Here is a 13573-nt window from a genome sequence, read left to right as displayed (position 1 = left end):
AAATCGCGGCGAAAGGTAAAGCCTTTGCCGCGATCCGATGAAGCTTTTGTGACCTCTTTGAGGTTGAGCCCGGGTGGAGCTTACATGAAGCCCAACTCGAGGCGGGCCTCGTCTGACATCATTTCCATACCCCAGGGCGGCTCCCAGGTGATTTCTACATCAACGGATTTGACCCCAGCCACAGGTGAGACGGCGTCAACAATCCAGCCGGGCATTTCACCGGCGACAGGGCAGCCAGGGGCGGTGAGCGTCATGATGATCTGCACGTCGTTTTCATCAGAGATGTCGATGGTGTAGATCAGGCCCAGCTCATAGATATTGACCGGAATTTCAGGGTCATAGACTGAACGGCAGGCCTCGACGATCTGATCGAAGAGCGGGTGTTCAACGGAAGACGGCGCAATCAGCGGCGTTCCTTCAAGTGGTTCGGAAGCGTTGGTCATGTCGATCCCTGACAGTTAATCCGACTGTTTATATAGGGAAACTGTAGAGGGAGGTCCAGAGGCAGCGAAAGAAAGCCGTCAGTTGAAGCTGGTGTTTCCAAAATATCTAAGCGGGCAGCACCAATGACCGCAGCCAGCCCAAAGCAGCCTCGCTGTCTGCCTACCTGGTTCAATGGGGGCTCATGCAGGTCGGGCGGAGCGCTGCCGTTTGCTGCGTTTACGAAGGAGGTGCTGCCTTACAGGAAAAAGCGGACGTTTACGCCCTAGCAGACCGAGACCCAGATACTGCGCTGCGCGGCAACGTCGGCTAAAGCAATATCACATTCTAGGCCCGCACTTTTAACACTACAGCAATAATTTCGCTTTCATATGCAGGTTGTAATAAACCCACATCTTTGGTTTTAAGAATATCCAATGCATTTCCAGCGCTTTGCTTACCGGACTGCAAACCCAAGCTGCCGAGGTAGGCTATGAATTGTCTTGCGAATTTAGACGTCAACTTGGCTTCCGGCGCCGCTGCTGCTTTGTTGGCGGTCTGCTCCGTTGTTCTGGTCCGGATTGCACGAAATATTCCCTTTGCCGGTCAGCTCTCCTTTGTTCTGACCTTGGCAGCGATGCTGTGGTGGCTTTTCACTGTGGTATTCGATTTGGCTTCGCAAAGCGAAACCTGCAAAGTCGGGTGGTCCTTGGCTGCCTGGCCTGGAATCGTCCTGGTGCCTATCGCGTGGACATTCTTTGTCTTCGACTACTCGATGAGCAAGCGCCGGATCCGCCGACCGGTCCGGATTATGGCCTATATTGGCCTGCCAAGCCTGGTAAGCGTTATCGCCGTTACAAACCGCTGGACGCACCTGCTTTATGGCCCAGACACCCGGCTCGTGACAGAGGGCGGCAATAGCTTCGTGATATTTGACCACGGACCGCTCTTCTTTGCGGTTGCCGCGGTCCTATACATATTTCTGATTGCCGCTTTGGGCCTGCTTACTTTTGTCTTTCTCAAGGCGAAAAAAGTCATCCGCCCCTTCATGGGCGCCTTGATCATCATCACGGCAGCTCCGGTGGCGGCCAATCTGGCTTATATCGGCTGGGGTGTGACGGTTTTTGGCTTCGACCCGACGCCGTTTACATTTGCAGTTTCACTCATCGCTTTGAGCTGGCTGCTTGTGAACAATTCGATGATGGATACGGCTGCCCAGGGTCGGCTTCTTATGTTCTACGCCACCCAGGATCCCGTGATCCTAGTGGATGCGGGCGGTCATTTTGTCAGTGCCAATCCTGCAGCCAAAGATTTTTTCATCCATCAGCTTCCGAAACATGGCGCAACTCTTGAACACTTGGACGGAATCGGGCCGCTGCTGAAAGATCTCATAGAAGACGGAGATATCAATAGCGCTGCACCGATCAGGATTGGTGGGCGTGTCTTTGACCCACGCGCGGTTCCGATTGACAGCCCGATCCAGTCCCAGATTCCCCTGCTGGGCTGGTCTATCTCACTGGTCGACATCACCGAAAGAGAACGCTCCGCCGAGGCCCTTCGTGAAGCATTAGCGCATGCCGAATCCGCCAACCGCGCGAAGACGCACTTCCTTGCCAATGTCAGCCATGAAATCCGTACACCACTCAATGGTGTGCTTGGAATGGCGGCAGTCCTGAGCGAAACCGCGCTAGATGGAGAACAGCGCGAATTTCTGCGGGCCATCGAAGATTCGGGTCAGATCTTGCTTACGACGATTGGGGATGTCCTTGATCTGTCAAAGATCGAAGCCGGAAAGATGACGCTGGAAAACAGACCATTCGCGCTCCGGGTTGCGCTGGAAGGAGCGCGTGCTCTTTTTTCCGCAAAGGCCAACGAAAAGGGGTTAAGCCTCAGTGTAGAAATACACGAAGATTTGCCAAAGGCCATTATTGGCGACGATCACCGGTTTCGTCAGGTGCTGCACAACCTCGTATCCAACGCGGTCAAATTCACCCAAACCGGCAGCGTCAAGCTCACTGCAGAGCCCGCAGATAACGGCGCGCTCCTGCTGGTTCGTGTCAGCGACACAGGACCAGGCGTATCACGCGAAGCCCGGGACACGGTCTTTCAACCTTTCCAGCAGGCGGATGGCAGCGATGCCCGCAAATTCGGCGGTACAGGTCTTGGGCTTTCGATATCTCGACAGCTTTGCCATCTGATGGGGGGTAGCCTACAATTGGCAACCGGCGTTGAGCAGGGGGCAACCTTCGAAATAAGACTGCCGCTGTTGCCGGCCACCGATGAACCGAAGGCAGAAACGCAGCCCGTCTTGCGGTCGGCTTCGGCCCCGGAACCTACGGCCGTGGATGTCCTTGTGGTCGATGACAACAAGACGAACAGGCTGATCCTACAGAAGTTTCTCTCTTCCATATGCCGGGTCCAATCCGTCTCCAGCGGACCTGAGGCAATCGACCTGGCGCACTCATTTGCTTTCGATGTCATCTTGATGGACATTCAGATGCCGGAAATGGACGGTGTCGAAACCACGCAGAAAATCCGCTGCATTGAACAGGAGATTGGCCGTGAGCCAAGTTTCATTGTGGCCGTGACCGCGAACGCCATGCCGGAGCAGCTGAACCACTACCTGTCAGCGGGCATGGATGAGGTGCTGGCAAAGCCGGTGTCAAAAGAACCTTTGCTCTCTCTTATCAGAGGTTTATGAGGCGTTTTTGCTTGGGCTGCCTGGCGTCATCTGGCGGCGGTGATCAGGTTCAAGGGCGAGCCCATACCTCCCAACTTGTTGCACAGCGGCGAAGGTCAACGGCCCCGGTGCAGGCCGTTGTTGATTATCCCATAACTTTGCTAATGTCGCTATCCTGTGCTCTGACAAGGAAACTGACGATGAAGAGAGGCCGTTTCAGCGGAGAACAGATTAGCGGGATATTGCGGGACGATCGCAAAGTCCAAGGGCACTTCGAAACTTGCTCACCCCAAGCGGGCAGGAGATATTACCAAGCGTCGCGAAACGCTTTCAGGCTATCTGCGTAGGCCAGTGTCAACCCAGGATCGGGCTCAATCTGTTTGTGCGTTCGGGGGGCAAAAAGAACATCAGAAACGCTTCCATCACCACGGGCCAATATCGCCAGTCTGGCAGCTCCCAAGGCTGCGCCTTGTGCACCGCTGTCGGGCACCTTCAGCGTGAGACCGGTAATATCTGCGATCATCTGCAACCATGTCTGCGACTGGCTGCCGCCGCCTGCAACGATCACAGTTTGCGGTAACGATCCGCTTTTGCCGAGTGCGCTGCAACAATCGGCAAAAGCATATCCAACGCCTTCCATGACCCCTTGGACCATGTCCGTCAAAGTGTGGTCGCGGCGAATGCCAAGGAACGCAGCGGTGGCATCGGGGGCATTGTGCGGTGTCCGTTCACCAGACAGATACGGCAGGAAGGTGATTGGCGATGGCTTGGTCACCCCCGTGACCATGGAGGTCAGTTCTGCAGGCGTTTTGTTGGTGATCTGGCCGAACCAGGCCAGCCCGTCCGTTGCTGATAAAATAACACCCATTTGATGCCAACTATCCGGTATGGCATGGCAAAAGCTGTGGACTGCATTGTCCGTATTGGTAGCAAATTGATCTGTGACGGTGAACAGAACACCAGAGGTTCCCAAGGAGAGAAACCCCTGTCCAGGCGTGACTGCGCCCAATCCGCAGGCGGTGGCGGCGTTGTCGCCAGCACCACCTGCGATGGATACAGCGCCAACGCCCCAGCGTGCCGCTAATTCTGGCCGTAAATCACCTGCATGAGCGCTGCCTTCGACCAAACGGGGCATATGTTGCCGTGTCAGATCCGTCGCGGCCAAGAGATCATCTGACCAATCGCGCTTTGCAACGTCCAGCCAGAGTGTTCCTGCGGCGTCAGACATTTCAGAGATGTGTTCGCCAGTCAGCCACAGGTTCACATAGTCTTTTGGTAATAAAACCTTGCGGGTCTTACCAAAAATCTCGGGTTCATTCTTTTTCACCCAACGCAATTTGGGCGCGGTGAAGCCCGCCATAACAATGTTGCCGCCAATGCCGCGAAAATCTGCCCGGGATTCAAGCTCTGCACATTCCAAATGCGCCCGCCCGTCGTTCCATAAGATTGCCGGTCGCAACGCCTGATCATCGTCCCCAAGCAATGTCGCCCCGTGCATATGACCGGAAACGCCGATGCTACGCAGTGCCGCAAATGCGGTTGGTGCCAGCGCACGAACCTGGTCAATTGCAGCTTCACAGGCTGCAATCCACGAGGTCGGGCTTTGCTCACTCCACTTGGGGTGGGGGCGTTCAACTGTGAGGGCGCAACTGCCTTCAGCAAGTACTGTTTGGCGCCCATCAATCAGCAGCGCCTTGACGCCAGATGTCCCCAAATCCAAACCAAGATATGTCATGGCGACCTCTTCGTTGTTAAGTGCAGGCTACCGGCGAAAAAGATCGCCGGTGGCCTTGGGAGGTTCTTAGAATGGGCTGTCAGGATAGTAGAAATCCATCGCATTCTCTTGTGTCACCAGCACGGAACCGATCACAAAGTCACCTGAAACCGGCGCGTTAGACGTGAGGCCCACCGCTGTCAGTTCAATCGCGGTGGCGATCATGGATGGTGGATATGTGACGTTGGCCGGGATCATCGCGTCGCCATCGGCAGTCCGCTTGATCATTTCCTTCATGCCTGCGCCACCCAGCACAAATTGCACATCATCGCGCCCGGCTGCCTCAATGGCGGCCAATACGCCGATGGCCATGTCATCATCCGATGCCCAGACCGCGTCGATGCTGGGGTATTTCGACAAGAAATCCTGCATCACGGTAAAGCTGTCATCACGGTTCCAGTTGCCGTGCTCCATATCCAGAACGTTAATGCCGGACCCTTCGATCGCTGCGGTGAACGCGTCGACACGCTCATTGTCGATGGTGGTGGGAATGCCACGGAAGACAACGATATCGCCGCCGTCTGGCATCTTGGACGCCATATAGTTGCCGGACACTGTGCCGAAACCGGTGTTGTCCCCTGCCACATATAGGTCTTGGATGCCTTCAACGGACAGGCCGCGGTCAACAACTGTCACCCAGGCGCCGCTCTCGGCCACGGCTTGAACCGGAGGCGTCAGCGGATCGGACTCAAAGGGCAAAACAACAAGCGCGTCGATGTTGCGGGTGGCGACCATGTCTTCGATGTCATTGACCTGTTTGCCCGGATCAGAGGCCGTGGCCAGAACAAAATCAAGACCAGGATAGACATCTTCCAGACGCTTGACCGTTTCAGCGGCGTGGAAGTTCATACCACCGGCCCAGCCGTGTGTCGCGGCTGGAATGGACACGCCGATCACTTTGACGCTGTCGTCTGCAAGTGCAGCGGTGCTGACTGTCGCCGTCAATGCAGCTGCGATAAACGTTTTTGTATATTTCATGTTTGCTCCTCCCATGAAGCGGTTGCGCGCGGCTTAACTTGCCGCCTTGCGTTCGCGCTGTAGGATCACAGCGAGAATGATGATGACCCCTTGGATCGCACCGTTCAGATAGGGCGAGACAAAGTCGGTCAGATTGAGAATGTTGCCGATCAGGCTGAGGATGAGCACGCCGATAACCGTGCCCCAGACCCGACCAAAGCCGCCTTTGAGCACAGTGCCGCCAATGATTACGGCTGCGATAGCCTCCAGCTCCCACAACACGCCGGTTGATGCGGAGGCGGAGCCAAGGCGCGGGACGTACATGATCGTGGCGATGCCAACCAGGATCCCCAGAGCGGCATAAGAGATCAGGCGGGTGCGGCGGACATTTACGTTGGAATAATGCGCCACATGCTCGTTTGACCCTGTCGCCGCGCAGTGACGGCCATAGGCGGTGCGGGACATGATGATCTCGCCGATAATCACGACCAAGGCAAAAACGATAATCGGCCAGCTGATCCCGAGAATTCCGTCAAAGTAGACGGGGCGATAAAATGTGCGCAGCCCGAAATCGAGAGACAGCGTGCCCCCGTCCGCCAGCCATGTCACCAGTGAGCGATAGATGCCCATGGAGCCAAGCGTGACGATAAAGGCCTCGATTCCCAGCGTTGTGATCAGGAACCCGTTGAGGAGGCCCGCCAACATTCCCGCGACAATGGCAGTCACCATCCCCAGCAAAATAATCGGTATGCCGACCCCCATACTGGGCAGGGCTGCGTTCATCACCAGGATCATCAGGCCCGCAATAAATGCAGCCATTGAACCCACGGACAGATCCAGCCCGCCTGCGGTGATCACAAAGGTCATTCCCACCGCGATGATCCCGATAAAGGCGGAGCGAGCCAGAACATTGGTGATGTTGGCCGCACTCAGGAAATTTGCGTTGAGCATCGTGCCGATCATCAACAGCACCAACAAGGCGATGATAGGGCCGAGCACGGACATTGAAGGCATTCGAAACCGCGTGGGGTTTGGTGTGGTTGCATCTGTCATTCTGTATCCTCAAGCCATCTGTGGCGCTTGTTCGGCGGGTAATCCCATCGACAGGCGCACAATCGCAGCTTCGTTTGTTTCATCAGGGGCAAGCGTGCCGCTGACCTCGCCCAAGCGCATCACCATAACCCGATCTGCCAAACCAATTAGTTCGGGCATCTCTGAGGTGATCACGATGATGGAATGGCCGGCACCAGCCAGTTTGTGCAAAAAGGCATAGATTTGTTGCTTTGTTCCGATATCGATGCCGCGCGTCGGCTCATCCACAATCAACACGCGGGGCTCGGAGAGCATGACCTTGGCCAGCAACAGCTTTTGCTGATTGCCGCCGGACATGTTGCCCACCCGCACGTCACGCGAGCCTGCACGAATGTCGAACTCTGCGATGGCGCTCGTCAGGGCGGTTTCTTCTGCGTTGCGGTCAATTAGGAAACCGCCGAACTTGTGCAAATTCGCCAAGGTCAGGTTGTCACGCATACCGCGTTCCAACAGCAGTCCGCGCAGTTTGCGATCCTCGGTTAAATAGCATAATCCCGCGCGCTGTGCGTCGGCGGGGCGCTTGAACTGGACAACATCGTCAAACAAGGTGATCCGGCTCGCCGTGGCAGGGCGCAAGCCTGCCAGCCCCTCCATCACTTCGGTGCGTCCCGACCCAATGAGCCCCCCGATGCCAAGGATCTCGCCTTTGCGCAGGGTAAAGGACACGCTTTGGGCAAAGCCGGGAACGTTCAGGTCTTTGACCTCCAAAACCACAGGTGCATCCGCCGCCACGCCGGGTTTTTCGGGATACAAGTCAGAGACGTCGCGCCCCACCATGGCCGTGGCCATGGCGTCTTCATCCATTTCGGCAGTCGGGCCTGAATGGACGACATCGCCGTCGCGCATGATCGTCACGCGATCCGAGATTTGTGCCACCTCGTCCAGTTTATGAGAGGTGAACAGAATGGCAGTGCCCGCCGCGCGCAGGGCTTCGACCTGTTTGAACAGCACTTCGGTTTCACGGTTGGTCAGCACCGCCGTCGGTTCATCCATAATCAGCACCCGCGCATCTCGCGACAGCGCTTTGGCGATCTCGACCATTTGTTTTTCGGAATTGGACAGATCCGACACCAGCGTATCGGGTGCAACATCACAGGCTACCCGCGCCAGATAGGCCATGCAGCGGCTGCGCATCTGCGCTTTATCCAGCAGCAGCCCGCGTTTGAGTTCACGCCCCAGAAAGATGTTTTGTTCAACGGTCAGCTGCTCGGCCAGATTGAACTCTTGATGGATCATAACGATCCCTGCAGCCTCACCATCTTGCAAGCTGGCAAATTGCACCGGCTTGCCTTCAAGCTGGACCTCACCTTTTGTTGGCGGCTGGTACCCCGCCAGAATTTTCATAGTTGTGGATTTGCCCGCCCCGTTTTCGCCAATTAATGCGTGCACACTGCCTGCATGCAGCGCCAGGTTCACGCCGTGAAGCACTTCGACGGGACCGAAGCTTTTAGTTACATCACTCAAGGCTACAATCGGGGCGGGGGTCATAGCACCGTCCAAGCAGCATCGTTGGCCGAAGAGGACACGCAGGCGGTGATAAAGCGCATGCCCTCCATGCCCTCTGCGATCCCGGGCAGAACCCCCATGGCCGTGGTCCGATCTGCCCCGCCTTGTACCGCACGAATGGCGTCGGCTGCCTCATTGTAGAGTGTGGCAAAGCCTTCCAGGTATCCTTCGGGGTGGCCGCCGGGAATACGGCTGACAGCCTGGGAGGCTTCGGTTGCGCCCGCCCCGTTACGGGTCAGCAGGCGCTTTGGCGCGCCGTGGGGTGTGAACCACAGGTAGTTCGGGTCCTCTTGGCTCCATTCAAGCCCGCCTTTTTCGCCGTAGATACGGATTTTTAGCGCGTTTTCATTGCCGGGTGCTACTTGGCTGGACCACAGCATGCCACGGGCGCCACCTGCAAAGCGCAGCATCATGTGGGCGTTGTCATCCAGCGTGCGACCCGCTCCGAAGGAGTGCAAATCCGCCGCGAGGCTTTCCACGCGCAACCCGCTCATAAAGCACGCAAGATTGTGGGCGTGGGTTCCGATGTCGCCAATGGACCCACCCGCACCAGAGCGCGCGGGATCGGTGCGCCATTCGGCCTGTTTCACGCCTTCGTTTTCCATGGGGGAGGTCAGCCAGTCCTGCGGATATTCCGCCTGCACAAGGCGGACCGTCCCCAGCTCGCCCGAGGCAACCATATCGCGCGCCTGCCGGATCATCGGGTAGCCGGTGTAGTTGTGGGTCAACACAAACAACGCCTTGCTGTCGGCCACGGCCTTTTCCAGATCGGCGGCGTCCTGCATGGTTGAGGTCAGCGGCTTGTCGCAGATCACATGGATGCCTTGCGCCAGGAACGCCTTGGCCGCTGCTGCATGCACATGGTTGGGCGTGACGATGGAGACGGCTTCAATACCATCCTCGCGCGCGGCCTCCGCCAAGGCCATCTCATCAAAGTCGCCATAAGATCGCTCGATCCCCAGCGCTTTTGCACTTTCGGCCGATTTTTCTGGGGTCGACGACAACGCGCCTGCCACCAGCTCGAAGCGGTCATCAATGCGAGACGCAATGCGGTGGACCCCACCGATAAAGGCATCATTGCCGCCACCGACCATTCCCAAACGAATACGTGCCATCAGTCGATCCCCAGCATCTTGCGGTTTGCGGCCTCATCCGTGCCGCCATCTGCAAAGTCATCAAAGGCACGTTCAGTGACGCGGATGATATGGTCGCTCACGAATTGCGCGCCTTCACGGGCGCCGTCTTCGGGATGCTTCAGACAGCACTCCCACTCCACCACGGCCCAACCATCAAAATCGTTGGCCGCCATTTTGGAGAACACCGCGCCAAAATCGACTTGCCCGTCACCAAGACTGCGGAACCGGCCCGCGCGATCGACCCAGGGCTGATAGCCAGAGTAGACGCCTTGACGCCCCGTCGGGTTGAACTCGGCATCTTTGACGTGGAACATTTTGATGCGGTCTTTGTAGATGTCGATATTGTCAAGATAGTCGAGGCATTGCAGGACATAGTGGCTGGGATCATAGAGCATGTTGCAGCGCGCATGATTGTCGACACGTTCCAAGAACATCTCGAATGTGACGCCGTCATGCAGGTCTTCGCCGGGGTGGATCTCATAGCAGATGTTGACGTCGTTTGCGTCCGCGTGATCCAGAATGGGCCGCCAGCGGCGCGCCAGCTCGTCAAACGCGGTTTCAATCAGGCCTGCAGGGCGTTGCGGCCAAGGGTAGACATAAGGCCAGGCCAACGCGCCCGAGAAGGAGACATGGTTCTTGATGCCCATGTTGGCCGAGGCAGAAATCGCCTTCATCACCTGGTCAACAGCCCATTCCTGGCGCGCCTTCGGGTTCCCATGCACGGATGGATTAGCAAATCCGTCAAAGGCTGTATCATAGGCGGGATGCACCGCGACCAGCTGCCCCTGCAGGTGGGTAGACAGCTCCGTGACCTCAACGCCATTCTCAGCGGCTTTGCCTTTGAATTCGTCACAATAGTCTTTGCTTGATGCCGCTTTGTCCAAGTCGATGAGACGCCCGTCCCATGACGGCACCTGCACGCCTTTATAGCCACAGTCAGCCGCCCATTTCGTGATGCTGTCCCATGAATTGAACGGCGCTTCGTCACTGGCGAATTGTGCCAGGAAAAGTGCGGGTCCCTTGATCGTTTTCATAGTGTTTCTCCCTGTCCGCTTACACGAAGCGATTGACGATGTTTTCGAGAATTTCCTGTCGGCCTGAGCGCGGCTGCGGGGGGGTATCACCCGCCTCAACCTGGGCTGCTATGCTGGCGAGGTCGCTGTCCAGCAAGGCTTTGCCATGGGCGCTGTCCCACCCGGCGTAGCGCTCAGCCCTCATCGCCTCCAGTGTGCCGTCTTCCAGCATGGCGACAGCCGCTTTGAACCCGCGCGCACAGACGTCCATGGCGCCTGCATGGCTTGCGATCAGATCAATCGGATCCAGCGACTGGCGCCGCAGTTTGGCGTCAAAGTTGGTGCCACCAGTGGTGAAGCCACCCGCTTTGAGGACCTCGTAATAGGCCAGCGCAACCTCGGGCACATTGTTGGGGAATTGATCGGTGTCCCAACCTGACTGATAGTCGTTGCGGTTCATGTCGATGGAGCCAAAGATGCCCAGGGATGAAGCCAGAGCCAGCTCGTGCTCAAACGAATGGCCTGCAAGGATCGCATGACCCTGCTCGATGTTCATCTGGACTTCGCCTTCCAACCCGAACTCCTTGAGAAAGCCGTAAACCGTGGCGACATCGAAATCATATTGGTGTTTGCTGGGTTCTTGCGGCTTGGGTTCAACCAGAATGGAACCCTTGAAGCCAATCTGGTGTTTGTACTCCACAGCCATCTGCAAGAACCGCCCCGCCTGCAGGCGTTCGCGCTTCAAATCGGTGTTGAGCAACGTCTCGTACCCCTCACGCCCGCCCCACAGGACATAGTTTTCACCGCCCAGTTTGTGGGTGGCATCCATACAGTTTTTCACTGTCGCGGCAGACCAGGCAAAAATCTCGGGGTCAGGATTGGTGGCCGCACCCGCCATAAAGCGACGATGGCTGAACAGGTTTGCCGTACCCCACAGCAGTTTGGTCCCGCTGGTCTCCATCTTTTCGCCCAGATAATCCACAATCTCTTTGAAGTTGTTGAGACTTTCGGAAAAGCTGTCGCCTTCGGGGCGGATGTCGGCATCGTGCCAGCAAAAATAGGGGACGTTTAGCAGATCAAACATCTCAAAGGCCACGTCAGCCTTGAGCTTGGCCAGATCCATTGTGTTGCCGAACCAAGGGCGCTCAAACGTCTCAGCGCCAAAAGGGTCACCTCCCGGCCAGGCGAACGAATGCCAATAGGCTACGGCAAAGCGCAGGTGCTCTTCCATCCGCTTGCCCATAATGACCTCGTCGGGGTTATAGTGTCGAAAGGCCAAATCCGTGCTGTCCGGCGCATAAGTCAGTCGTGAAATATCGTTAAAAAAATCGGTCATGTGTTTTGGGCTTTCATAATCGCGTTCAATGGATCGGCAGGCAGATTGTCTCGCACATAGATCGTGGGGGTCAGCTCTGGCATGGTGGGTACTTCGCGCTGGTCGATCAAAGCACGCAGCACGGCAAACGCGCGGTTGATTTCGACATCCGGGCGTTGATCAATCACCAGATCAATATGACCAGCGACCAAGGCCTGCCGCGAATGGGCGACGAGTTCGTGCACAATGCAATAGGGGCGCTGTTCGGGCCAGGCGCTGATCGCAGAGATCAGCCCCGAGTTGCCAGCGCCCACGTTATAGAGCGCGGTCACATGGGTTTGTTGCGCAAGCAATTCACGGGTTTTCGTCCGCAGAATTGAAGGGTCATCTTTGGTCAAGATCGGATCGAGTACGGTTAAATGTGGAAAGTCAGCCAAGATAACTTCCCGAAATCCGTCCAGCCGTTCTGCGTGGTCGCGTGCATCCAAAGATCCGGCGAATGTTTGGATTGCCCCATGGCCCCCCGCATGGGCCATGCCAGTCATCCGTGCCGCCGTCCGCCCTGCAACGACATTATCAATACCGATGTAGGCGGCGCGGAAATCTCGGGGTAGGTCCGAGACCAGTCCGATAACCTGGATTCCGCGCGTGCGCAGCTCTGCGAGGGGGGCTTCAAGAAGTGCACTTTGAAGCCCGACAATTGCGACACCGTCAAAGTCCTTCTCACAGAAATCCGCGATGCTTTTAGACAGCCCGTCAACGGAAAACGCTGAGACCTCGAAAATATCGACACTTACGCTTTCAACACTCAGGTGGGCCGCGACTTGTGCGATATGATCGCGGATCCGGTTGAAAAAGGCGTTTGTCCCTTTGGGGATCAAAAACGCGAGGCGGTAAACCCGTTTGCGCGACAAATTTGCCGCGGCGACATTACGCACATAGTCAAGTCTGGCGACCGCATCGCGCACTTTGTCGATTGATTTCTGCGCAACATTTCCGCGGTTGTTTATGACGCGGTCTGCGGTCGCATAGCTGACCCCTGCCGCCTGCGCGACATCATGTAAGGTTGGTTTAGACATGATCGCTCCCCCCAAAGACGAATCTCCCAATCGCCTCCTTATTGATCATTTGACCGCAGTTTCCTGATGGACGTCAATCATTTTCTGATAGACGTCCATCATTTACGCAGGCTTCCTGCCATCGGCTGTCAGAAACCCCCGCGTCATTTGAAACAGGGCCGAATAGAGATTGCTTGGCCATGGCAAAGCAAGAGGGGGCTTTGGGGGGCGAAGCTAGACTTGGGTGGGAGGACGCCAAACTGCGCCCCTCTCCGCAAGCGATGGTCCTGCAAGACATCTTTGATGCCCAATATGGGGCGCATGATCTTCAGTACGACATGAAACAGCGCTTTTTCTGACGAGTATTTGTTAAAGCAGGCATTGGTGCAACCGAAGCAAAAGCTCCCTCCGCCCGCTCAGCCGACCTTGACCTCCTGACTCGATGCCGATTTGGTATGCTGGTGCGCAGAACGGCAGCTTCGAGCCCTTTGTGCGCTTCAATGCTCTCGCAGCGAAAGCAACATCGGACAGTGCCAGTTACCGTTCGAACAGTTGGCGGTGACCTCATCCAATGCGCGTTCCAGACGTTTCAGGTCGGAGATTTTTTTGCGGATGCTCTGCT

10 protein-coding genes are annotated in these 13573 nt (G+C 56.7%); 1 reads left to right on the top strand and 9 read right to left on the bottom strand.

Annotated elements, in window-relative coordinates:
• Window positions 1-80: 80 nt before the first annotated feature.
• The gene (locus QZ268_RS12705; RefSeq protein ID WP_295453142.1) at window positions 81-443 is read right to left on the bottom strand and encodes an SUF system Fe-S cluster assembly protein; all 363 of its coding nucleotides are present in this window, start codon (window positions 441-443) and stop codon (window positions 81-83) included.
• A 470-nt stretch (window positions 444-913) separates the two neighbouring features.
• On the opposite strand from QZ268_RS12705, the gene QZ268_RS12700 reads away from it, so the two are divergent.
• A complete protein-coding gene (locus QZ268_RS12700; RefSeq protein WP_295453139.1) occupies window positions 914-3121 on the top strand; it encodes a histidine kinase N-terminal 7TM domain-containing protein in 2208 nt (735 codons plus the stop codon).
• Window positions 3122-3407: 286 nt separating this feature from the next.
• Here QZ268_RS12700 and xylB read toward each other — a convergent pair whose 3' ends face one another.
• From xylB to QZ268_RS12660, 8 genes are all read right to left on the bottom strand, one after another.
• Entirely contained in the window at window positions 3408-4835 is a 1428-nt protein-coding gene (gene xylB / locus QZ268_RS12695; protein WP_295453137.1) for a xylulokinase, read from the bottom strand.
• Window positions 4836-4901: 66 nt separating this feature from the next.
• Window positions 4902-5852, bottom strand: a complete 951-nt coding sequence (locus QZ268_RS12690; protein WP_295453134.1) for an ABC transporter substrate-binding protein — start codon at window positions 5850-5852, stop codon at window positions 4902-4904.
• Window positions 5853-5885: 33 nt separating this feature from the next.
• On the bottom strand, window positions 5886-6884 hold the full coding sequence (locus QZ268_RS12685; protein ID WP_295453131.1) for an ABC transporter permease: 999 nt from the start codon (window positions 6882-6884) through the stop codon (window positions 5886-5888).
• A 9-nt stretch (window positions 6885-6893) separates the two neighbouring features.
• Window positions 6894-8411 carry a sugar ABC transporter ATP-binding protein gene (locus QZ268_RS12680; protein ID WP_295453129.1) on the bottom strand — a complete coding sequence of 506 codons (1518 nt, stop codon included), beginning with the start codon at window positions 8409-8411 and terminating at the stop codon, window positions 6894-6896.
• The gene (locus QZ268_RS12675; protein ID WP_295453126.1) at window positions 8408-9544 is read right to left on the bottom strand and encodes a Gfo/Idh/MocA family oxidoreductase; all 1137 of its coding nucleotides are present in this window, start codon (window positions 9542-9544) and stop codon (window positions 8408-8410) included. The genes QZ268_RS12680 and QZ268_RS12675 overlap by 4 nt, the downstream gene beginning before the upstream one ends.
• Window positions 9544-10599, bottom strand: a complete 1056-nt coding sequence (locus QZ268_RS12670; RefSeq protein ID WP_295453124.1) for a sugar phosphate isomerase/epimerase family protein — start codon at window positions 10597-10599, stop codon at window positions 9544-9546. Before QZ268_RS12670 ends, QZ268_RS12675 begins: the two co-directional genes overlap by 1 nt.
• Window positions 10600-10618: 19 nt before the next feature.
• Entirely contained in the window at window positions 10619-11914 is a 1296-nt protein-coding gene (gene xylA, locus QZ268_RS12665; RefSeq protein ID WP_295453121.1) for a xylose isomerase, read from the bottom strand.
• Window positions 11911-12972: a LacI family DNA-binding transcriptional regulator gene (locus QZ268_RS12660; protein ID WP_295453119.1), complete on the bottom strand. Its 1062-nt coding sequence runs from the start codon at window positions 12970-12972 to the stop codon at window positions 11911-11913. The genes xylA and QZ268_RS12660 overlap by 4 nt, the downstream gene beginning before the upstream one ends.
• Window positions 12973-13573 lie beyond the last annotated feature (601 nt).

Source organism: uncultured Pseudophaeobacter sp. (assembly GCA_905479575.1).
GTDB lineage: Bacteria > Pseudomonadota > Alphaproteobacteria > Rhodobacterales > Rhodobacteraceae > Pseudophaeobacter.
Note: the sequence above shows the minus strand (reverse complement) of the source record. Positions and strands in the feature narration are given on the sequence as shown.